This window comes from Specibacter sp. BI4 (assembly GCF_056680095.1).
In genome coordinates this window covers 649,230-671,587 of sequence record NZ_CM155265.1, presented here as the reverse complement: position 1 = coordinate 671,587, position 22,358 = coordinate 649,230, and the positions used below count along the sequence as shown (strand labels likewise).

Genomic DNA, 22,358 nt, shown 5'->3' with positions numbered 1-22,358 from the left:
TGAATTCATCAAATGCTGTATGATATTGAGAATGAAGCCCATTAGCAACGCAGCAGTTCTGGCCCGCTTCGGCTATGCGCTTTCCGACCCCACCAGGGCTGAGATTCTCATGGGCCTGGCCAGGGAACCGCAGTATCCCGCGGATCTTGCCGTCAATCTGGGCGTTTCACGGCAGAGCATCTCCAACCACCTCTCCTGCCTGCGGGAGTGCGGGCTGGCCGTTGCCATCCCGGAGGGCCGCCGCTCCCGGTATGAGCTGGCCCATCCGGACCTGGCACACGCCCTCAACGACCTGCTCGGCGTCGTGCTTCTGACCGCCGAAGGGCACGTGCCGCACCCATGACCGCATGCACTCCGATATTCTTATCCGCGGGCCTCGCGCACGTGTGAGGGCGGAAATCGGAGAAGCGGATGAGTTTGCTGGGCACTAAATGGAAAGTTCACGGCGACGGCAAGACCATCGCACCAGGGGAGGTTGTCACCCCCGACGAGCGGTTGAGCTGGCCCCGGACCATCGGCATCGGCCTGCAGCACGTGGTGGCCATGTTCGGCGCCACGTTCCTGGTCCCCCTGATCACGGGCATGCCGCCGGCAACAACACTGTTCTTCTCCGGCATCGGCACCTTGTTCTTCCTGGTCCTGACCCGCGGACGCGTGCCCAGCTACCTGGGTTCCAGCTTTGCCTTCATCGCCCCCATCATGGCCTCACAGCAGCAGTTCGGCGTTGCCGGGGCGCTCGGCGGCGTGGTCGTTGCCGGCGTGACGCTCGCTGTTTTGGGCCTGGTTGTGCAGAAGTTTGGCGCCTCGTGGATCAACCGGCTCATGCCGGCCCCGGTGACCGGCACCATCGTGGCGTTGATCGGCCTGAACCTTGCCCCGTCCGCACGCGCCAACTTTGAAAAGGCGCCCATCACGGCGCTCGTGACACTGCTCGTGATCATCCTTGTGAGCGTGCTGTTCCGCGGCATCCTGGGCCGCCTGGCCATCCTGGTCGGCGTTGTGGTTGGCTATTTCGTGGCCGTGCTGCGCAATGAGGTGGACTTCTCCAAGATCGATTCGGCAGCATGGATCGGCCTGCCGCACTTCCAGACCCCCACGTTCCACTTTGCCGTGCTGGGTTTGTTCATCCCGGTTGTCCTGGTGCTGGTCGCCGAGAACATTGGCCATGTGAAGTCGGTGGCGCTCATGACCGGCGAGGACCTTGATCCTTACGCCGGCCGCGCCATCATCGCCGACGGCGTCGCCACCACCCTGGCAGGCTTCGGCGGCGGCTCCGGCACCACCACCTACGCGGAAAACATTGGCGTCATGGCCGCCACCAAGGTGTACTCCACCGCCGCCTACTATGTGGCCGGCATCGCGGCCCTGGTCCTGAGCTTCTCCCCGAAGTTCGGCGAGCTCATCGCCACCGTCCCCGTCGGCGTCCTCGGCGGCGCGGCAACCCTGCTCTACGGCATGATCGGCGTGCTCGGTGTGCGCATCTGGGTGCAGAACAAGGTCAGCTTCTCCAATAACATCAACCTGACCACGGCCGCCGTCGCGCTGATCATCGGCATCGCCAACTTCACCTGGAACGTCGGAACCCTCAGCTTTGAAGGCATTGCGCTGGGCACCGCGGCCGCACTGATCATCTACCACGGCATGAGCGCCCTGGCGAAGTGGCGCGGCACGGCCGCCAATCCCCTGGACCCCGACGATCAGCCCGCCGGAATCTCCCTCAGGAAGTCTTAAGCTCCCCTGCCGCCAGGGCAAGGCATGGGATCGTGCGGCTAGTGCTTGGCCCAGTCGGTGCGGACATGGCCTATGTGCATCGTCATCAGTTCCTGCGCCTCCGCAGCCTTGCCGGCGGCGATCAGGTCCACCAGCGCCACGTGTTCCAGCGCCGCGTCGCGCAGCTTGCCCGCAGCGGCCAGGGGCGCCAGCCCCAACAGCCGGGTATGGGAGCGCAGCTCTGAAATCAGGGCAATCAGGCGCTTGTTGCCGCTGTACTCAAGGATCGCAATATGGAACGCCCGGTCGGCTTCCGTGTACTGGATCAGGTCGCCGGAGACGGCGAAGCCCACGATGGCGTTCGCCATCACGCGCAGGCGGGCCAGTCCGGCGTCGTCAATCAGGGGCGTGACCTGATGGACGATGGGCGGTTCGATGAGCAGGCGCAGGGCAGTGATTTCATCCAGGTCCTCGTCGGAGACTTCGGTGACGCGGAAGCCCTTGTTCGGCAGCGATGTCACGAGCCCCTCCTTGGCCAGGTCGAGCATGGCCTCGCGGACGGGGGTGGGCGAGACACCGAAGCGCTTGCCGAGGACGGGGGCGGAATACACCTCTCCGGGCTTCATCTCGCCGGAAATGACGGCGGCCCGCAGTGCCAGGGTCACGGTTTCACGCAGACTCACGTTTTTCTTGACCATGGTCAGGTGCGATGGTGTTTGCGTGTTCATGACTCTCCATTCCTCACGGGCCCCGGAACCGGGAAAATCCCCCACTGTAATATGACATTTTAGTGCACGGGAATCCCCAAATCGTTCCAAGCTTCAAAGGCGCGCCCGGCCACCACGATGTCCTCCCACGACATGCCAACACCCGTGTACAGCAACGGCCGCCCGGCTGCAGGGGCAAACCGTCCGGACACCAGGTCCGACAGCGTGGCCAGCCCCCGCTGCTCCCATTCCGCGGCGGACCGTGCCGGAATCAAGTCCCCCGCCTCGCGCAGCGCCGAGGCCCTGCCCTCAACCACCACGTCCGCCCGGCGGGCCAGGACGGGGTCGATCTCCCGGGCGTCCAGGCCGTGGGATCCAATGGCCGCCACGACGGCGGAATCGCCGGGAAGCGCCCCGTCAAAGACAGGCACCTGCGAGGAGGTGGCACAGATGATGGTGTCGGCGCCGGCAATGTCATCCGGGCCGCCGGCCCGTGCGGGCATCCCCGTCGCGGCCCACTTGTCCGCCAACGCCTGGGCACCCTCGCGGCGGCGCCCCGCGACCACCAGCGACTCAATCCCGCACACCGCCGCGAGCGCCTCAATGTGCCGGTCCGCCTGCAGCGAGGTCCCGAGCACCACAACGGTGCCCGCGGAGGACGCGCCGCGCAGTGCCAGCAGTGCCTTGACGGCCATGACGGTGACGGCGGGCGTGCGGATGAGCGTCAGCTCGGCCCCGTCCATGGCGGCCAACGGTGCCAGGGTTGCCTTGTCCAGCAGCAGGTAGGTGCCCTGGATTTTCGGGTGCCCCTGGACGGGGTTTCCGGGCGCCACGGTGGCCACCTTGATCCCGGCATACTTGGCCGACTGGGCAGGCATGAGCAGGAATTCCCCGGCATCCAGCGGCGCAAACAGGCGGGGCGAATCGAGCTCCGGATCCAGGCCGCCGCGCAGCGCCCCCTCGAGGGCGGCCACGGCAATCACGGGCTTGAGCAGTTCCTGCAGCTGTGCAGCGTCAAGGTAGGGCAGTGTCATGGTTGTCCTAATGTTTGGGGTTCGGGCAAGCCCTGGGGTTTCAGGGACAGTACGACGGCGGCGCTCCCGTCCGGCGCGGCCGTCACCGACACGTGGGCCGGGCCTGCGCTGCGGCCCAGTGTATCGGCGTCGGCCTGCGTCAGCAGCACCACCGGGGTTTGGCACCCGTAGAGTTCCGCCGCAGCCAGCACGCCAAGGCAGACAATGGCGTCCCGTGCCGTGAGCACGATGGCGGCCGGCCCCACACCTGCCCGGAGCTGTTCGGCCAGGACCGACGACGACGAACTGGAACCGCGCGAGGCAGCCATCAGCAGGACCGTGCCGCCCAGCAGCATGCCGCGCTGCGGGTGGTGGGTGTCGATGATTTCGCCGGTGTTCCTGTCGGTGCCGCCCCAGAAGGAGAGCGGTTCGTCCAGTGCCAGCAGCATGCCGGAGCCGGCACCGGCACACAGGGTGGTCCCGGTGAAGGATGTTTCAGGTCCATTGCCCGTCATGGCGGACCACCTTTCCCGCGATGGCGGAGTCGACGCATTCGGCCGTCGTGCCGAAGATGATGTCCACGCCAAGGTTCATGGGCGCGTACCAGGCCCACTTGCCCGAGGGTGTCATGACGGCATGTTCCTCCGGGGCCAGGATGGGGGTGATGTAGGTGCAGGTGTCCACCACGATCCGGGCGCCGCGGTCCTCGGCGGCCTGGGCATGCCCGGCCTCGCGGGCCTGCGCGAGGACCTCGCGGGAGGTGTTGATCCACACGGTGCAGCCCGGGCTGAAGGATGCCTTTCCGTGGAGCAGACCCGCAAGCTGGCTGAATTCGGTCGTCGAAAAGTGCGGTGTGCCCAGGGCGATGGCATCCAGCGGCGCGGCGGGATCCGCCGTCGTCAGTTCATCGCGCATGGCACGCACCATGGCGGGCGTAATGGCTTCCGTTTTGAGGGCCCCGTCCGCGCCCCAGCCGGCGGCGAGCGCCTCGGGGGTCACGCCGGCGATGTGGAACAGGGCCACGCCGCCGGAGGAGGCCGCCGTGGCGCCGAAGGCCTTGAGCTTGTCCTCATCCGCAGCCTGCGGGTCGATGCCTGTCAGCAGCGGGATCCGCTCCCCCGCCAGGCGCCCCACCACCCCGCCCAGGGCGGCCCACACGGCCTCGTGCCCCAGCATTGCGGCGGACAGTTGCGAGCAGTCAAGCTCGACGGCGGGCAGCCGGTGTTCGCCCAGGTGCAGTCCGGCGTGGGGCACGCGGCCGGTGACGGCGGCACAGATGTCCAGGAAGTCGCCGTAGCGTTCGGTGCGGGCGCCGAGGACGGAGTTGGCAAAGACGATGGCATTGGATTCGGCCCAGGCGATGTTTTCGCCAAAGGCGGGTCGTTCGGTGGACTGGTAGGGCGCGCACGTCCACGTGGCGCGGGCGCCGAGGGTCCGGTAGGCGTCCATGAGGGCGCGCGCCGGCACCGCCTCGCTGGGCGGCAGGCGGACGAGGCCGGGGTGCAGCAGGTCAAGGGAGCTGGTGTTCAGCGTGGTGGGGACGGCGACCTTCGCACCGAGGTCCGCCAGCTTTTGGGCAAAGTCCAGCCCGGCCCGGCCGTGGTAGAGGCAGCTGTCGATGTGCGCGTTCGTGACGGGCATGAGCCTGTCGGCGCCCAGCACGCCCGCCACGGCCACCACGATGCGCATGGCCATGGCAGTTCCCGGGCCGCGGCCGCCATCGAGCATGGCAGTTTCCTCAGGGGTGAGGACCAGCTTCGCGCCGCTCACGCCGGGCCCGCTCACAGCAGGAACCCTGCCGGGAAGGGATCGTCCGGGTCCAGCAGGTACTGGCCCATCCCCGTCACCCAGGCGCGCCCCGTGATGGTGGGGATGACGGCGGGCAGCCCGCCCACGGTGGTTTCCCCGATGACCCGGCCGGTGAACTTGGTGCCGATGAAGGACTCGTTGATGAAGTCGGTGTCCAGTGCCAGTTCGCCGCGGGCGTGCAGCTGGGCCATGCGCGCGCTGGTGCCGGTGCCGCAGGGCGAGCGGTCGAACCAGCCCGGGTGGATGGCCATGGCGTGGCGGGAATGGGCCGCGGTGGAGCCGGGCGCCTTGAGGTAGACGTGGTGGCAGCCGTGGATGTCCGCACGTTCCGGGTGCACGGGCGGGTTGTGCTCGTTGATGGCGGCCATGACGGCCAGCCCCGCGGCCAGCAGCTGGTCCTTGGCGCCCCGCTCAAACGGCAGCTTGAGTTCCTCAAGGTCGACGACGGCATAAAAGTTTCCGCCGAACGCCATGTCGTACCGGACTGCTCCATGCCCGGGCACGTCCACCGACTGGTCCAGGGCCAGCGAGAAGGATGGGACGTTGGTGATGGTGACCGACGCCGCCGCCCCGTTTTTCACGTGCACCTCCGCCACGACCAGCCCGGCCGGGGTGTCCAACCGGATGGTGGTGACAGGCTCCTGGACCGGGACCATGCCGGTTTCCACCAGCACGGTGGCCACGCCGATGGCGCCGTGCCCGCACATGGGCAGCAGCCCCGAGACCTCGATGAACAGCACCCCGTAGTCGGCGTCCGCCCGGGTGGGCGGCTGCAGGATGGCGCCGCTCATGGAGGCGTGCCCGCGGGGTTCAAACATGAGCAGGGTCCGGATGTCGTCGCTGTTCTCCATGAACCACTGGCGGCGTTCTGCCATGGTGGCGCCGGGGATGGTGCCCACACCGCCGGTGATGACCCGGGTGGGCATCCCCTCGGTGTGGGAGTCGACGGCGTGAAACACCCTTTTGGAGCGCATTGGCGGCTTCCTCCGTGCTGGGTTGGGGTGGGTGGTTACTTGTAGCCCTTGGCCAGGACGGCTTCGGTGTCGGCGGTGATGCGTGCCGTCAGTTCCGGGGAGAGCGGCAGGCGTGGTTGGCGGCAGGCACCGCCCTTGCGATCCACGATGTCCATGGACAGCTTGATGGACTGCACAAATTCGGTCTTGGAGTCCCAGCGCAGCAGGGCGTGCAGGTCACGATAGATGGGCAGCGCCGTCGCAATGTCCTCAATGTTGCCGCTCGTGACGAGGTTGTACAGGTTCACAGTGCTTTGCGGGATGGCGTTGGGGTAGCCGGCGATCCAGCCGACGGCGCCGGCGAGGCCCATTTCCAGCAGCACGTCGTCGGAGCCCACCAGCAGGTCAAGCCCGGGTGCCAGCTCGGCAATTTCGTAGGCGCGGCGCACGTCACCGGTGAATTCCTTCACCGCCACAATCAAGCCCTCGCCGTGCAGGCGGGCCAGCAGGGGCGGGGTCAGGTCAACCTTGGTGTCGAGCGGGTTGTTGTAGGCGACGATCGGCAGCCCCGCCATGGCCACTTCCCGGTAATGGGCCATGACGGTGTCATCGTCGGCCCGGAACGTGTTCGGCGGCAGGGCCAGCACGGAGGCCGCCCCGGCGTCGCGGGCCTGCTCGGCCCAGCGCCGGGACTCCGCGGCGCCATAGGCGGCGACACCAGGCATGACGGTGAAGCCCTCCGGGGATGCGGCAACTGCGGTTTCGACAACCTTGGCCCGCTCCTCGTCGGTCAGCGTCTGGTACTCGCCCAGGGATCCGTTGGGGCAGACGCCGTCGCATCCATTGGCGGCGAGCCAGGCGACGTGCTCGCCAAACGCGGCGTAGTCGACGCTGAGGTCGTCATTGAAGGGAAGTGCCGTGGCAACGTGGATGCCCTGCCAGGGCTGGGTGCGGGTTGTCATGAAATTCTCCTTGCAGGTGGTCAGTCGCCATTTGTTCTTGGCTGAGCTGCCCCGGGAGGGTTTGCAGCGCCGCCAACAATGGATTACAGGGTCAGCCTAACAGTACAATGTCACATTCCACTAGGGTTTTAGTGGACCATTTTCACGCCCCTGGTCCCTCACTCACCTCCGGAGCCTGGCGTGCCTCAGCGCAGAACGAAGCCCAATCCCAGCTTGTCCCTCGGGTCAAGGGTGAACGTGCATTGCGCCACCTGGTGTGCGGTGCCGCGGACGCCGACAACCACCCCGGAGGCTTCCCTCGCGACCACGTGCGCTGAAAAGTGTGAATCGACGATGGAAAAGTGGTCCAGCAACGCCCCGTGGGCGAGTTCGCCGGAGTCATCCAGCGAAGCCACCCGGGCCGCCGTGCCGGAGCCGCAGGGCGAGCGGTCAACCTGCCCGTCGGCAAAAATGGTGACGTTGCGTTGGGCGAGGCTTCCGCCGCCGCCAGCTGCCGGCTCGTGGAAGATGGTGCCGTAAATGCCGTCAAGGCGCGGCTCGCCGGGGTGCCTGGCGGCCGGACTTCCGGACAGCGCGGCCTTGATTGCCCGCCCCGCCTCGATCAGCCGGTTCAGGCTCGACGGCGTGACCTCCAGCCCCGCCGCCCGTGCGGGCAGTGAGGCGTACAGCGCCCCGCCCCAGAGCACATCCACCTCGAGCCGGCCAAAGCCTTCCGTTTCCACGGTGATGGACCGGGCCATGACGGCCGAGGGGACGTTGAGGAAGGTGACGGCATCCACCTGGCCGGCCGCCATCGTCACCCGGGCCGTGACGCGCCCTGAGGGGACGTCGATGACAACGTCCGTGTCGCCGTCGTCCGGGGCAGGCACCAGGCCGCTTTCCACGGCCCAGGCGCCCAGGGCGATGGTGCCGTGGCCGCAGGCGGTGGAAAATCCGTCCTTGTGCCAGAACAGGACGCCCAGGTGGGCGCCGGAATCATTGGGCGGGACAATGAAGCCGCCGTACATGTCGGCATGGCCGCGCGGCTCGTTGACCAGCAGCTGCCGCAGCGCATTGGCGGGGCCGGCCTGCGCACTTTCGCGCCGGTCCAGGACCGTGGCCCCGGGAATCTCGAAGGGGAGCTCCGGGACTATGCGGAACGGCTCCCCCGCCGTGTGGTAATCGACCGTGGCGACCCGCCAGGTGGCGGCCTGCACCAAATCGGCCTGCGCAGGGTCCTGGCTGACCAGATTCTGCTCAAGCGCCAAGGTAGGCCTCGACAATGCGTGAATCGGCCAGCAGTTCCGGCCCCGTTCCGGTCATGGTGGTGGCCCCGCTTTCAATGACGTAGCCGCGGCTGGTGATCTTCAGGGCCGCCCGCGCATTCTGCTCCACGAGCAATACAGTGGTGCCGTTGGCGTTGACGTCCTTGATGACTTCCATCACCTGGGCCACGATCAGCGGTGCCAACCCCATGGACGGTTCATCCAGCATCAGCATCCTCGGCCCGGCGATGAGCGCCCGCCCGATGGCCAGCATCTGCTGCTCGCCGCCCGACAGCGTGCCGCCCTGCTGGTTGCGGCGTTCGGCCAGCAGCGGCAGCATCTCAAAAACGTCCTTCATCCGCTTGGCCACGGTGCCCCTGTCCTTGACGAGGTAGCCGCCCAGCTGCAGGTTTTCGGTGACGCTCAGCGTGGAAAAGATCCGCCGCCCCTCGGGGACGTGGATGAGCCCGGATCCCACCACCTCCCACGGCTTCGCCTTCGTGATGTCGGTGCCGGCAAAGCTGATCTTGCCCGCGTGCGACTTCACGATGGCCGACGCCGTGGACAGCGTTGTGGTCTTCCCCGCACCGTTGTTCCCCAGCAGGGAGACGATCTCGCCTTCCTCCACCCGGATGTTCATCCCGCGCAGGGCCTGGATCTTGCCGTAAAAAACTTCCACGTTCTCAAATTCCAGCATGGACATCAGGACCCGCCCTCTTCCGGTTCGTCTTCCTTGCCCAGATACGCCTCGATCACGGCGGGATTCTTCTTCACTTCCGCGGGTGTGCCGTCGGCAATTTCCTTGCCAAAGTTCATGACCACCACGCGTTCGCTGACCTCCATGACCACCCCCATGTCATGTTCAATGAGCACGACGGCGGCGCCCTCGTCCCGGATCTTTCGGCACAGTGCCAGCAGGTCCCGTTTCTCCGAGTGGTTCAGCCCGGCACCGGGCTCGTCCAGGAGCACGAGCTTGGCCTTGCGGGCCATGGCTCGGGCCATTTCCACCTGCCGCTGCTGGCCGTACGCCAGGTTCCTCACGGGGATGCCGCGGCCTCCCTTGTAACCCACGAAGTCCAGCCAGCGGTGGGCCTCGGATGTGTAGTACTCCTCGCTTTTGCGGTATCTGGGCGTGTGGAACAGGGAGTCCAGGAAGTTCTGGCCGCCGTACAGGTGCATGCCGCCCCTGACGTTGTCCAAAACCGTCAGGTCGGGGAACAGGCGCAGGTTTTGGAAGGTGCGCGTCACCCCCGTAGCGGCAATCACTGCCGGGCGCTTGCCGGTAACGTCCTGCCCATCCACAGTGACGGTCCCGCTGACGGGCTTGTAGAAGCCGGTGATGCAGTTGAACGCGCTGGTTTTTCCGGCGCCGTTGGGGCCGATGACGGAGACAATCTCCCCGGCATCAGCCGAGAAACTGAGCCCGTTGACGGCCTTGACACCGCCAAAGGCGATTTGCAGGCCCTTCACCTCAAGCAGCGGGCTCATGCGCCTTCTCCTGTCTCATGACCGGCCGTGTTCGCGGGAGCGGCGGGCGCTGAACCGGCGGGTGCCGTGTTCTTCCTGCCCGAATGTTTGCCGCCGCGGGCACCCGGTCCGGTCCCGCCGTCGTCCTTCTCGGGCTCATAGGCCCTGGCAGGCCAGAAGCCTTGGGGGCGCAGGACCATGACTGCCACCAGCACGACGCCGAAGATCACGTAGCGCAGGTTGCCCATGTCGCGCAGGAATTCGGGCAGCAGCGAGATGACCACGGCACCGACCACCACGCCGCGGGTGTTGCCCATGCCGCCGAGCACCACGGCCATCAGGACCAGCGCAGACTGCAGGAACACGAAGGACTGCGGGGAAATGGCGGAGAGGTGCGAAGCAAACAGCATGCCGCCAATGCCGCCCCAGATGGCGCCGAAAATGTAGGCGGCCAGCTTGACCTTGTACGTGTGGATGCCCATGGCCTCGGCGGCGTCCTCGTCCTCGCGGACAAAGCGCCAGGCCCGGCCCAGCCTTGACTTGCCCAGCCGGGCCGAGCCCAGCACCAGCAGGCCCACCACCACGACGCAGAAGTAGTAGAACGGCACCGGGTTGGAGAGGTCCACGCCGAACAGTTCCACGCCGGGGATCCCGTAGATGCCGGAGGGGCCGCCGGTGATTGTGAGGTTGTTGGCCGTCAGGCGGATGATCTCACCGAAGCCGAGTGTCACGATGGCCAGGTAGTCGCTGCGCAGCCGGAGCGTGGGGCCGCCGATGATGAGCCCGGCCAGGATGCACATGAGAACGACGGCCGGGATGGTGAACAGGATGGGCATTTCAAAGGACTTGGAAATAATGCCGGCCGTGTAGGCCCCCACCGCCATGAAGGCGATGTAGCCCAGGTCCAGCAGGCCGCAGTAGCCCACCACAATGTTCAGCCCCGAGGCCAGCAGCACGAAGATCACGGCCGTGGTGGCGATGTTCATGGCGTAGTTGTTGGCAATCAGGAACGGGAAGATGACGGCCAGGGCGAAGGCCGCCCAGCCCAGCTGTTTGCTTTCAAACAGGCGTGAGACGCGGCTGGCGGGTTTGCCGATCCGGCGCGGGGCGGTGGAGGTGTCGACGTTCTCGCTCATTTAGACACGCTCCGTCACACGTTCGCCCAGCAGGCCGGTGGGTTTCAGGGTCAGGAAGGCAATCAGCACGGCGAAGGTGAACACGTCGCGCCACTGCCCGCCCAGCCACTGGGAACCGAAGGCCTCGAGCAGGCCCAGCAGCAGACCTCCGAGCATGGCGCCCTTGATGTTGCCGATGCCGCCAATGACGGCGGCGGTGAACGCCTTCAGGCCGATGATGAAGCCCATGAGGAAGTCGATCTTGCCGTAATATGCACCAGCCATGACGCCGGCAGCGCCGGCGAGCGCCGAACCGATGAAGAACGTCCATGTGATGACCTTGTTGACATTGATGCCCATGAGCAGCGAACCCTTGGGGTCCAGGGCGATGGCCCGCATGGCGCGTCCCATGGACGTCCGCTGGATGTAGGAGTTCAGGCTGAGCATGAGGATGACGGCCACGAACATGAGCACGATTTGGGGTGCGGAGATGCGGGCGCCCAGGACGTCGAAAGTCTGGCCCTGGAGGCGGACGGGGAACACCCGCGGGTTGGGGCCGGCAATGGCGCTGACACCGTATTCCAGGGTGAAGGAGGCTCCCACCGCGGTGATCAGCACTGCCAGGCGCGGCGAACTTCGCAGCGGCCGGTAGGCGAGGCGTTCAATGCCCACGCCGATGCCGCCGGTGATGATCATGGTCAGCAGCAGCACCAGCAGCAGCGCTGTGATGGACATGGAGGCCGGGATGATGCCCAAGGAGCTCAGTGTGGCAAAGCCGATGAAGGCGCCCAGCATGTAAATGTCACCGTGGGCGAAGTTTAAAAGTTTGATGATGCCGTAGACCATTGAATAGCCCAGTGCGATAAGTGCGTAGAACGAGCCCACAAAGAGGCCGTTCCAAATTAGCTGAGTCATGTTTGTCCTGCCTTGACGTATAAGCCAAACGCGAAATGGAACGCCAACCGGCGGGCGGACTTGCGCGGTGCGCAGACACGGCCCGCCGGTTGTGGATGGTCAGCCCAGGTCGTCCTGGAGGACAAACTTGCCGTCCTTGACGACCAGGATCTGGAAGCCACCGTTGGTGAGAGTGTGTTCCGCGGTGAATTTCAGGGGCCCGGAGAACAGCTGGAATCCGTCGATGGCCTGCAGGGCAGCAATGATCTTGTCGCCGTCGGTGCTGCCGGCCTTGGTGATGGCTTCGGCGGCAACACGGACTGCGTCATAGGACTGTGTTGAGTACGGTCCGGGCGCGCTGCCGAACTTCTTCGTGTAGTCGGCAATCCACGTTTCTGCACCCTTGATGGTGTCGGGGGTTTGGGTCATAGTGGCGTAGACGCCGTCAGCATTGGCGCCGCCGGCAATCTTGATCAGTGAGGCGTCAACGCTGCCGTCGGCCACCATGATCTTGCCCGTGTATCCGGCTGCCTTGAGCTGGTTGATGATCAACCCGCCTTCTTGGTAGTAGCCGGTCCAGTACACCATGTCGGGGTTGGCGCCCGTGATGTCGTGGACCACGGAGGAGTAGTCGCTTTCACCGGCTGTGACGGAGGTGGCCAGGGCCACCTTGACGTTGCCGTCGGCTTCCAGGTCCTTCTTGGTCTGGGTGGCGATGTCCTTGGAGTAGCTGGTGTTGTCATCGACCAGGGCCACCGTCTTCACGCCGTCCTTGACCATGAACTTCACCGCAGCGGCCGCCTGCTGGACGCCCGTGCCGTTGATCAGGAACACGTTGGGCAGTTTCTGGTTGACCAGGTCCTGGGAGTTGGCGGCCGGGATGATCATGGGGATGTTGGCTTTTTCAAAGATTGGCAGGGTGGGCAGGGTGGCGCCGGAGCAGTAGCCGCCCACGGACACCACGGCACCGTTGGAGACTGCCTTGTTGGCTGCGGCTGCTGCCTGGGTGGGATCGCAGGCTTCGTCTTCGGGATCAAACTGCAGCTGGCGGCCCAGCACGCCTCCCTTGGCGTTGATCTCATCGACGGCCATCTGCATGCCGTTCTTCATGAACACGCCGGTGGGCGCGCTGGAACCTGACAGCGGGATGACTGCCGCAATCTTGATGGGGCCGGCGTCGCCGGACTTCTCGTCTCCGCCGCCGAGGATGCCGCCACACGCTGTCGTGGCAAGAATGGTTGCGGCCACTGCGGCCATGGTGACGGTTTTGGGAATTCGAAGCTTCATTGTCTACATCTCCTTTGACGGACAACGTGAAGCAAACCACGCGGAAATTCCCCGCATGCCTGCCTGCTGTCGGGTACATCACACTTCGCTAGTGAGTAAAATATGACATGTTACGCGTTTTGATGTCAACAGTTTTACCGAACCGAGATGCAATTGATGCCGCACACTTGAGCCCTGGGTGTCCGCGCCCTGATGTTGAAACAGCAGCTGATGCTGTTTCGGCTGCCCACCCGGAATCGAAACTGCAGCTGATGCAGTGAATCCGCACGATTCACTACATCAGCTGCAGTTTCAAAGTTGTTGGGCGGCGGAGGACCGCATCAGCTGCTATTTGGAATTCGCGATCACGCGGAACGGGTTCAATTCGGTGCCGCCACTCCGCGGGGCCCCACATATGGCCCTCAAATCAGCCATGTGGGGCCCATGTCTGGGGATTCGCGAAGGAGATGTGAGCCGCGGCGGGCTAGATGCCGTTGAGCGCCTCGGACGTGGCCCTGGTGGTGTACCGGGCGGCTTCCGCGAGGGCCGCCTCCGGGGAACCGGCCACATCTGTGGCGCTGACGGCGGCCACCACCCCGTGTTCGGCCAGCTGTGCGGCCGTCACAGTGATCCTGCCGGCAACCACGACGACGGGAAGTCCCCTGGCGTGGGCAGCGTCCGCCACTCCGAGGGGGCCCTTGCCCGACAGTGACTGGACATCCAGGGACCCTTCACCCGTGATGACAAGATCGGCGTCGTCAAGGGCGGTCTCGAGGTCGATCAAGGCCGCGACCAGGTCAAAGCCACGCTCCACCGAGGCATTGGCATAGGCCACAAACATGGAGGGGAAGCCGCCGGCGGCACCTGCCCCGGGGATGTCAATGTCGATGCCGGTCGATTCCCTGACCACGGACGCCAGATTCCGCAACCCCGCATCGAGCAGTTCGACGGCGTCGGCGTCGGCACCCTTTTGCGGCCCGAACACGTGCGCGGCGCCGTTGAATCCGTACAGCGGGTTGTCCACATCCACGGCCATCCGCACCGTCACGCCGGCCAGCCGCGGATCAAGCCCGGAGGCGTCCACGGCCACGACGTCCACCAGGGAGCCGCCGCCCAGTGGCACAAGGTTCCCGTGGGCATCGAGCAGCTTCAGTCCCAGCGCGCGCAGGGCGCCGGTTCCGGCGTCGGTCATGGCTGAACCGCCCAAGCCGATAATGATTTCCGTCGCCCCGGCCTCCAGCGCAGCGGCAACAAGCTGGCCCGAACCGTAGGAGTGGGCGCGCAGGGAATTTTCCACTGTGGGTTCGCTGAGCAGGTAGCCGCTGGCCTGCGCGGTCTCAATGACGGCCACCTTGCTGTCCTCCCGGAACCCCCACACAGCACCCACTGGCTTCAGGATGGGGCCAACCACCGCGTTCAGCCGCTCCGAAAATCCTGCCGCGACAGCTGCTTCAACCGTGCCTTCGCCGCCGTCGGCAATGGGCAGGGCCGTGACCACGGCATCCGGGTAAACCCGCAGGGCGCCTTCGGCCATGGCCGCGGCCGCTTCCGGGCCGGTGAGGGTCCCCTTGAACTTGTCGGGGGCAATGAGGATACGCATGCACCCATCCTGCCACCGGTCACCGACACGGCTGAATGATTACGTCCAATAACCCCGCCGGCGCATGACGTCGGCGAGCAGGTCGGCCCTGTCCGTCATGATGCCGTCAACGCCCAGGTCAAAGAGTTCGTGCATTTGTGCGGGGTCGTCAATGGTCCACACATGGATTTTCAGGCCCATCCGGTGCGCCCGGCCCACCGTTCCCGGGGTCACCAACTCGTGGCCCCTGTACTGCCTGGGAATTTGCAGCACATCCGCATCGCGCATCAACCAGTTGATGAACTGCCCGGGCAGCCACGGTGACAGCAGGAAGTAGGCCACCAGGAGCAATTTGCCCGGCGAACTTGCCACCGGACGGCTCAGCCGCGCAAGCACCTGGCGGCGGCGCCGGTCCGAGAACGACGCAACACAAACCCGGTCGTGCAGGCCATGGGTTTCGATTGCGTCAACGAGCGGCCCCACGGACCCGGCATCCTTCACATCAATGTTGAACCGCACGTTGGGCAGCGCCGCAAGGAATTCTTCAAGCGTGGCAACCGGCTCCCTGCCACCAATCCGCGCCCTGCCCGCCACCGAATAAGGCAGTTCCGCGATCGTGCCGGCCTGGTCGGTGGTGCGCTCAAGTGTTGAGTCGTGGATGACCAGCGGGACCCCGTCAGAGGTGGTGTTGAGGTCGGTTTCAACGTACTGGTAGCCCAGTTCCAGGGCTGCCTTGAACGCCGTCAGGGAATTTTCCAGGCCGTCGCGGGAAAAGCCCCTGTGGGCAATGGCCAGCGGCTGCGCCGACTCCAGGTACGGCTTGGTGATTCTGATCCTTGGCATCGTCTGCGCCGTCGTCACTCAGGCCAGGCGCAGCGCGGCCAGGCGCGACTCGATGACCTGGGCAACGCCGTCGTCCTCAAAACGGGGGGCCTGCAGGGCAGCGGCTGCGAGCGCTTGGGGGTGGCCGCTCGCCATGGCGTATCCGGCGCCGGCCCAACCGAGCATTTCCACGTCGTTGGGCATGTCACCGAACGCGACGACATCGGCCGCGTCGATCCCGCGGGCGGCGGCATATTGGGCGAGGGTGACGGCCTTGTTGACGCCCAGCGGGCCCATTTCGAGCAGGGCCAGGTCCGGGGCCGAGTGTGTGACGGCAAGCAGCGGGCCGACATCGGCGGTGACGAGTTCCAGGAATTCGTCGGCACTGCCGGTGTGCAGGACCGCCAGCATTTTAATGATCCCGCTGTTTGCCATGTCGGGAGTCAGCACCTCGGGGACCAAGCCGGTGCGGCCAGCCGGGGCGCGGGTGCCGTAGAAACCTTCCTCGATGTGCAGGCCGGCAAGGGATTCCAGGGCAAAGTATGGCTCAGCGGCCAGGCCTGAAACAATGGTCCGGACCTGCTCGACCGTGTCCCAGCTGACCAGATGGGACTGCAGCACCTTGTCGGTGGCGAGGTCGTAGGTGACAGCCCCGTTGGAGCAGATGACGGTGCCGGTGTGGCCGATTTGTTCGCGGATCGGTTCAAGCCAGCGCGGCGGGCGTCCTGTCACGAACACAATGTCAATGCCCGCTTCCGCGGCAGCCTGGAAGGCGTCCACGGTGCGGGTGCTGACCAATCCGTCGTGGCCCAGAATGGTTCCGTCAATGTCACTGGCAATTAAACGCATACCCAAGGCTATCCAACTTCCCGCGAAACCCCGCTAAGCCCTGCTAAACCTCAAACAATCCAGTCAACCGGGCACGCGCCAGGGTGTGAAAATGCAGGTTGAAGCCCAGGGTTGCAGCGGTGGTGTCGGCAGGCAGGCCCAGGGACGGAACGTCAACAGCATGGACAACAACCATGTAGCGGTGCGTCCCGTGCCCGGCCGGAGGTGCCGAGCCCATGTAACCGGGGATCCCGGCGTCGTTCTTCAGGGAAAGCGCCCCGTCAGGCAGCGCCGGGGAACCGGGGGTCCCGGCCCCCTCGGCCAGGGACGTCACGGACACCGGGAGCCCGGCCACGGCCCAATGCCAATAACCGCTGGCCGTGGGCGCATCGGGGTCAAACATTGTCACGGCAAAACTTTGCGTCCCGGCCGGGAAGCCGCGCCACGACAGCTGCGGCGACAGGTCAAGCCCACCCGGATGGGCGCCGGCGTTGACCTGGGCGGGCGCAAACACGGCCCCGTCGGTAAACGAATCGCTGGCCAGCTCGAATTCCGGGACAGGGGTCAGGAACGAATAGGGTTCGTAATCAAACATGGGGCTGCCTTTCAGATTGCCGTCAGAGGGGCTTCGGATGGTCCGGCAGCGGTCACTGCTGCAATTCAGCCCTGTTGGGGGGATTGGCCCCCGCCCGGGAAACCGTGATGGCGGCCGCCCTGGCGGCATAGTCAAGGACTTCGGCCAGGATTGCGGTGCCCATGGCTCGCAGTTGGGGGCGGCGCTGGGCCCCGTCCAATTCCCTGTCCACAAGGGCCGACAGGAGCGCAGCCATGAAGGAGTCGCCGGCCCCCACAGTGTCCACGACCTGGACCGGCGGCACGGCACAGGCAGCCTCACCGGCGGCGCACACAGCCCACGGCCCGGCACCGCCCTGTGTCAGAACAACGACGGCGGGACCTTCAGCACCGCCGATGGCGAGCCACTTGCGGGCCGATTCCTTGGGGTCAATGCCGGGGTAAAGCCATTCAAGGTCCTCGTCGGAGGCCTTGACAACATCGGCCAGGCGGACGAACTTCTCCGCCTGCTCCCGCGCGTAGTCAACGTCGGTGATGATGCTCGGGCGGCAGTTGGGATCGAAGGCGATCGTGGCGCGGGGGTGGGCATCAATGACAGCGGCCAGGACCTGCTCGGCACCCGGTGCCAGCATGGTGGCGATGGAACCGGTGTGGAGCAGCGTTGTTGCGGCCAACATGAAATTCGGTTTGTCCCCGGCTGCGCCGAGGTCCGGCAGCGACCAGTCAAGGGAGAACTCATACGTTGCGGCACCGTCAGCATCCAGCACTGCCCGGGCCACTGAGGTGGGCTGCGAGTCAGGGGACAAGGGGACCATGACGGCATTGGCTTGCAGGTGCCCGGCCACCATGTCCCCATAGGGGTCCTTGCCAAACCTGCCCAGAAACTGCACCGGGTGCCCCAACCGGGCCAGCCCGACGGCCACGTTCATGGGACTGCCACCCACGTGCGGGACCGGATCCCTGCCTGCACGCACCACTTCATCAACCAGGGCTTCACCAATAACTGTCAACATGGCACCAGCCTATTGCCCCTTGTGGCGCTCTTGAAATGCACGGCCGGTCCGGGGCGCGGCCCAGGCCCGCCCGGCGCACCCCGAGTCATATCCGTAAAGACTCTGGTCAAATGTGACACGCGTCTCGTATACTTCAAAAAGTGACCGATAACATTCCATGTCAGGTGCCAATATTCAGGTAACTGTTGAGCGCCTGGCGACCATGGACTAGCTTCGATGGGTTCCATAACAATACGGAGGGCGAGCTTCGTCACCGCTTGTCACGCACCGGCCGCTGGCTCCTCGAACAACGTCACAACTAGCAGCAGTCGAGAGGTTTCACCTTTATGAACAGCACATTGCGCAAGATTGCGGTGGTGGCCGCACTGAGCCTGCCCCTGGCCGGCATCGCCGCCGTGACACCGGCAACCGTGACGCCGGCAGCCGCCGCACCTGAGGAGTCCGCAGCCAACGCGGCACCCGTTGTGGTCCCGTCGCTCCATGAATGGACAGGAGGCTCCGGCAAGCTGGAGATCACCCCCGCCAGCCGCATTGTCGTCCCCAACGAACTAAGCCAGGTAGGCGAGGAGTTTGCCGATGATTTGGCCGAAATGACGGGCCTGGAGCTCGCGGTTGCCACCGGCGCAAGCCAACCCGGCGACATCTCCCTGGTCCTTGACGTTGCCGACAATTACGCCACCGGCGGCGAGCGCTACGACGCAGAAGGCTACAAGCTCGATGTCACCGAGGCAGGAGTGCGGGTCACCGCCCCCACCGAGACGGGCGCCTACTACGGCACGCGCAGCATCCTGCAGATCATGACCCAGTCCGACGGGCGCAACAAGCTGCCCGTCGGAGCAGCTGTTGACTGGCCCGACTACGAGGCCCGCGGCTTCATCCTGGACGTCGGCCGCCGCGTGTTCACAGCCGGCTTCATCGATGACTACATCAAGATGATGAGCTACTACAAGCTCAACCGCTTCCAGATCCACCTCAATGACAACCAAATATTCGTGGACTCCGGCGACTGGCGCGAGTCCTACATGGGCTTCCGGCTGAAGTCCGACAACCCGAAATATGCCGGCCTGGCCTCGACAGACGGCTCCTACGACCGTGCCGACTGGGACGGCTTCGAGGCCGCGGCCGCCAGCCGCGGCGTTCAGATCATCCCCGAAATTGATGTTCCCGCCCACTCCGCCGCCATCATCAAGTGGCGCCCTGACATTGGCCTGAACAACGGCAAGTCCGACCACCTCGACCTCAGCAACCCCGAGACCACGGAAGCCGTCAAGGGCATCCTCGACGAGTTCATGCCCTGGTTCCAGGGCCCCAAGGTCAACTTTGGTGCCGATGAGTACCCGGGCGACAAGCTCCAGTACCGCCAGTTCTACAACGACATGGCCAAGCACATCCGCGACGCCGGAAAACAGCCGGGCGCCTGGGGCAGCTTCACCAACATGAGCCAGGGCACCGGTGCATCCGGCGTTGAGGGTTACGACAAAGATGTCATCATCAACTCCTGGAACAACGGCTGGTACGGCCTGAATGCTGCGGCCAGCGATGAAATGAAATTCATCAACACCAACGACGGCACCTTGTATGTTGTCCCCTTCGCCGATTATTACCACGGCGGCGGCTTGAACAACCAGTGGCTGTACAACGACTGGCTGCCCAACACAGCCGGCGGCGAGACAGTCCAGCCCAACCAGATCATGGGCGCCATGTTTGCCGTCTGGAATGACCTGGTCGACAACGACTACTCGGAGCAGGACGTGCACGGCTTGATCGAGCGCTCCTTCCCGGTTGTGGCCCAAAAGACCTGGACAGCCACGACCCCCACGGTTGACTACGCCGACTTCAACAACGCACTGGACAAGATCGGCATGGGCCCGTCGCTGGGCACCGTCAAGGACACCACGCCCGCTGCCGGGGCGGCTGACCTGGCCTCCGGCAAACCCGTGGCGGCCTCGTCGGCCAAGGACGGCAATCCGGCGTCGAACCTCACCGACGGGGTACAAAACTCCCGCTGGGAGTCAGCCGATGCCACGCCATCTTCCCTGACCGTTGACCTGGGCTCGGTCCAGACGGTTGGCGCGGTGACCGCCGAATGGGCGGCCAACGCGCCTACCGGCTACGCCGTTGAAACGTCCAGGGACGGCTTGTTTTGGGACCGCACCGCCAGCCATGAGGTGACAGGCGCCGGTGCCGACGAGGTCCGCTTCCCCACCACCGAGGCCCGCTTTGTGCGCCTGGCCGGACTCGTTCCCGCCGGGGAGTCAACCAGCGTGGGCGCCTGGAGCCTCGGCGTTGCAGGGATCACCAACGTTGCAGTGGGCGCCGTGGCCACGGCCTCGGGCAATGACGCGGCAAGCCTGCCCGCCAGCCAGGCCTTTGACGGCAACCTCGCCACGCGCTGGTCCGCCAACTACGACGGCGTGCGCTGGATTGCCGGGGACCTGGGCAAAATCCAGCCGATCAACGAGGTGACAGTCGCCTGGGAAGGCGCCTCCGCCAAGGACTACACCGTCTCCACGTCCGAGGACGGCACGACGTGGGCTGTCGTTACCACGAAGACAGGCATGCCCGGGGACAAGCGCACGGATGTCGTTGCCTTCGACCCTGTCAATGCCCGCCACGTCAAGGTTGAGATTCAGTCGGCAAACATGGGCATCTACCTCCCTGCCTACGAGGTTGAGGTCCGCAACACTGCGGTGGATGCACTTGGGGTGGCAGGTTCCCTTGACCGAGAGCCCAATGCTGATGGAAAGTTCGACGTCGAACCAACAGTGACGCTGTCAGCCACCGGCGCCGCTGCCGGCCAGTCCGCGGTCGAATACCGGATCGGCGACGGGGCTTGGAAAGCGTATGCGGCACCGTTCACGGTGGCTGGGGTCCAGCCGACAACCGTTGACTACCGGGCCAGCAGCGACGGCGTTGCCGGCAGCGGTGCGGAATCCTTCGCCGGCTATGTGGTCCTGGACCTGGCTGTGCCCGGGGCTTCACCGACACCCACTCCTGATCCCACCGAGACCACTGCCCCGGCCGCCACACCGCCGGCCGCCACTGGCGTTCCGGCTGGTCCGGGCACCACGGCACCTGCGAGCAGCGATCCGACCGGCAGTGGTCCGGCAGGAGCGGGCGCTACCAAGGCTAGGCACGCCGTTCCGCCGAATCGGCGGGACACAGCACTGCGGCGGTTGGGGCAATTCCCCAACCGCCACAGTTGTGGTTACAGTATTTTTTAGGGGCATTGCCGCGCACCATGGACAGGTTGAGGTGCACGGTTCGGTTGCCCCGAAGAATCCAGACCCGCACGTCCCCCACCACCTTTGATTCGGCAGGTATTCAGTGAGCACTACGGAATCCAGCCGCCCTGGCATTCGCGGCGTCGCCGAAGTTGCCGGCGTTTCACCCCAGACGGTGTCCCGGGTCCTCAACGGCCACCACAGCGTGAAGCCCGCCACGAGGGAACGCGTCCAGGCCGCCATTTCGCAACTGGGCTACCACCGCAACTACGCGGCCCGCAGCCTGTCGACGGGCCGCACCCAAATTATCGGCCTCGTCATGTTCAACAGCGACTCCTATGCCCGGTCGATTGTGGTCGCCAGCATTGAACTCGCAGCCGCCGAATTGGACCATTCGGTCATCACCTCGCCCATCTCCTCCATGGACGACCACGTCATTGAAGCAGCCGTGCAGGGCCTGGTCGACCGCGGCGCCGACGGCATCATCCTGGCCGTCCCCATGATTGATGCAAGTCCCGTGGTGTCCAGGATCGGCAACACCACGCCCATCGTCACCTTGGATGGCTCACGGACCGAGTCAAGCGAACTGCTTGTCATCGACCAGGCTCTCGTGGCCGAGCTGGCCACCACGCACCTGCTGGGGTTGGGGCACGAAACCGTGTGGCACCTGGCGGGCCCGCAAAACTGGATTGAGGCCCTCGACCGCAGTGAGGGCTGGCGGACAACCCTGGAGAGGGCGGGCAAATCCGTGCCGCCCGAACTGCAGGGCGACTGGACGCCGGAGTCCGGATACAAAAATGGGCTCATTGCCGCCCGCATTCCGGACCTGACAGCTATTTTTGTTTCGTCCGACGAGATGGCGTTCGGTGTCATCCGGGCCCTGCATGAGAGCGGCAAACGGATTCCCGAGGACATTTCAATTGTCAGCGTGGACAACATTGCACTGGCGGAATACAGCTCACCGTCGCTGACCACCGTCGCCCAGCCGTTCAAGGCGATCGGCGCATTGGCTGTCCGGCGGCTGCTGCACAGGCTGCAGAATTCGCAGCATCCCTTTCCGCCGTTTGCCATGGTGCCGGAACTGATCGAGCGCAACAGCAGCAGCGCGCCGCCGGCGCGCTGATGGCGTCGGAGCCTCTCGCCGAGGCGCCGGGCCGCAAATTTTACCGAGTATTTGCG

Annotated in this window: 21 protein-coding genes; 4 read left to right on the top strand and 17 right to left on the bottom strand. The window is 65.4% G+C overall.

The genetic code is table 11. The features are described from left to right. The first annotated feature begins 31 nt into the window (after nt 1-31). On the top strand, nt 32-343 hold the full coding sequence (locus tag AC1L6K_RS03130) for an ArsR/SmtB family transcription factor (RefSeq protein ID WP_480951279.1): 312 nt from the start codon (nt 32-34) through the stop codon (nt 341-343). A gap of 68 nt (nt 344-411) precedes the next feature. Further along, nucleotides 412-1,731 carry a uracil-xanthine permease family protein gene (locus AC1L6K_RS03125; RefSeq protein ID WP_480951278.1) on the top strand — a complete coding sequence of 440 codons (1,320 nt, stop codon included), beginning with the start codon at nt 412-414 and terminating at the stop codon, nt 1,729-1,731. 38 nt (nt 1,732-1,769) lie between these two features. On the opposite strand, the gene AC1L6K_RS03120 is transcribed toward AC1L6K_RS03125, so the two are convergent. The 17 genes from AC1L6K_RS03120 to AC1L6K_RS03040 form a co-directional block, all read right to left on the bottom strand. Next, on the bottom strand, nt 1,770-2,438 hold the full coding sequence (locus AC1L6K_RS03120; RefSeq protein ID WP_480951277.1) for a GntR family transcriptional regulator: 669 nt from the start codon (nt 2,436-2,438) through the stop codon (nt 1,770-1,772). Nucleotides 2,439-2,497: 59 nt separating this feature from the next. Next, the gene (locus tag AC1L6K_RS03115) at nt 2,498-3,451 is read right to left on the bottom strand and encodes an ornithine cyclodeaminase family protein (protein ID WP_480951276.1); all 954 of its coding nucleotides are present in this window, start codon (nt 3,449-3,451) and stop codon (nt 2,498-2,500) included. After that, entirely contained in the window at nt 3,448-3,945 is a 498-nt protein-coding gene (locus tag AC1L6K_RS03110) for an aconitase X swivel domain-containing protein (RefSeq protein WP_480951275.1), read from the bottom strand. Before AC1L6K_RS03110 ends, AC1L6K_RS03115 begins: the two co-directional genes overlap by 4 nt. Continuing rightward, on the bottom strand, nt 3,926-5,215 hold the full coding sequence (locus AC1L6K_RS03105; RefSeq protein WP_480951274.1) for an aconitase X: 1,290 nt from the start codon (nt 5,213-5,215) through the stop codon (nt 3,926-3,928). Before AC1L6K_RS03105 ends, AC1L6K_RS03110 begins: the two co-directional genes overlap by 20 nt. Next, nucleotides 5,212-6,213: a proline racemase family protein gene (locus AC1L6K_RS03100; RefSeq protein ID WP_480951273.1), complete on the bottom strand. Its 1,002-nt coding sequence runs from the start codon at nt 6,211-6,213 to the stop codon at nt 5,212-5,214. The genes AC1L6K_RS03105 and AC1L6K_RS03100 overlap by 4 nt, the downstream gene beginning before the upstream one ends. Before the next feature lie 35 nt (nt 6,214-6,248). Beyond that, nucleotides 6,249-7,154, bottom strand: coding sequence for a dihydrodipicolinate synthase family protein (locus tag AC1L6K_RS03095; RefSeq protein WP_480951272.1), 906 nt, complete (start codon nt 7,152-7,154; stop codon nt 6,249-6,251). Nucleotides 7,155-7,339: 185 nt separating this feature from the next. Beyond that, nucleotides 7,340-8,401 (bottom strand): proline racemase family protein, encoded by a 1,062-nt coding sequence (locus AC1L6K_RS03090; RefSeq protein ID WP_480951271.1) that lies wholly within the window; start codon nt 8,399-8,401, stop codon nt 7,340-7,342. After that, nucleotides 8,391-9,101 (bottom strand): ABC transporter ATP-binding protein, encoded by a 711-nt coding sequence (locus AC1L6K_RS03085; protein WP_480951270.1) that lies wholly within the window; start codon nt 9,099-9,101, stop codon nt 8,391-8,393. Before AC1L6K_RS03085 ends, AC1L6K_RS03090 begins: the two co-directional genes overlap by 11 nt. Further along, nucleotides 9,101-9,886 carry an ABC transporter ATP-binding protein gene (locus AC1L6K_RS03080; protein ID WP_480951269.1) on the bottom strand — a complete coding sequence of 262 codons (786 nt, stop codon included), beginning with the start codon at nt 9,884-9,886 and terminating at the stop codon, nt 9,101-9,103. The genes AC1L6K_RS03085 and AC1L6K_RS03080 overlap by 1 nt, the downstream gene beginning before the upstream one ends. Beyond that, nucleotides 9,883-11,001 (bottom strand): branched-chain amino acid ABC transporter permease, encoded by a 1,119-nt coding sequence (locus tag AC1L6K_RS03075; protein WP_480951268.1) that lies wholly within the window; start codon nt 10,999-11,001, stop codon nt 9,883-9,885. The genes AC1L6K_RS03080 and AC1L6K_RS03075 overlap by 4 nt, the downstream gene beginning before the upstream one ends. Then, nucleotides 11,002-11,895, bottom strand: a complete 894-nt coding sequence (locus tag AC1L6K_RS03070; RefSeq protein ID WP_480951267.1) for a branched-chain amino acid ABC transporter permease — start codon at nt 11,893-11,895, stop codon at nt 11,002-11,004. Between the two features lie 99 nt (nt 11,896-11,994). Beyond that, nucleotides 11,995-13,161, bottom strand: a complete 1,167-nt coding sequence (locus tag AC1L6K_RS03065) for a branched-chain amino acid ABC transporter substrate-binding protein (RefSeq protein WP_480951266.1) — start codon at nt 13,159-13,161, stop codon at nt 11,995-11,997. Nucleotides 13,162-13,624: 463 nt separating this feature from the next. Beyond that, nucleotides 13,625-14,740 (bottom strand): glycerate kinase, encoded by a 1,116-nt coding sequence (locus tag AC1L6K_RS03060; protein WP_480951265.1) that lies wholly within the window; start codon nt 14,738-14,740, stop codon nt 13,625-13,627. Between the two features lie 39 nt (nt 14,741-14,779). Next, nucleotides 14,780-15,562, bottom strand: a complete 783-nt coding sequence (locus tag AC1L6K_RS03055; RefSeq protein ID WP_480951264.1) for a glycerophosphodiester phosphodiesterase family protein — start codon at nt 15,560-15,562, stop codon at nt 14,780-14,782. 18 nt (nt 15,563-15,580) lie between these two features. Beyond that, nucleotides 15,581-16,390, bottom strand: coding sequence for an HAD family hydrolase (locus AC1L6K_RS03050; protein ID WP_480951263.1), 810 nt, complete (start codon nt 16,388-16,390; stop codon nt 15,581-15,583). 43 nt (nt 16,391-16,433) lie between these two features. Then, entirely contained in the window at nt 16,434-16,964 is a 531-nt protein-coding gene (locus tag AC1L6K_RS03045) for a YbhB/YbcL family Raf kinase inhibitor-like protein (protein WP_480951262.1), read from the bottom strand. 52 nt (nt 16,965-17,016) lie between these two features. Further along, the gene (locus AC1L6K_RS03040) at nt 17,017-17,955 is read right to left on the bottom strand and encodes a carbohydrate kinase family protein (RefSeq protein WP_480951261.1); all 939 of its coding nucleotides are present in this window, start codon (nt 17,953-17,955) and stop codon (nt 17,017-17,019) included. Nucleotides 17,956-18,281: 326 nt separating this feature from the next. Between AC1L6K_RS03040 and AC1L6K_RS03035 the strand changes: the two genes are divergently transcribed. Beyond that, nucleotides 18,282-21,179 carry a discoidin domain-containing protein gene (locus AC1L6K_RS03035; protein ID WP_480951260.1) on the top strand — a complete coding sequence of 966 codons (2,898 nt, stop codon included), beginning with the start codon at nt 18,282-18,284 and terminating at the stop codon, nt 21,177-21,179. A gap of 103 nt (nt 21,180-21,282) precedes the next feature. After that, nucleotides 21,283-22,302, top strand: a complete 1,020-nt coding sequence (locus AC1L6K_RS03030; protein WP_480951259.1) for a LacI family DNA-binding transcriptional regulator — start codon at nt 21,283-21,285, stop codon at nt 22,300-22,302. Nucleotides 22,303-22,358 lie beyond the last annotated feature (56 nt).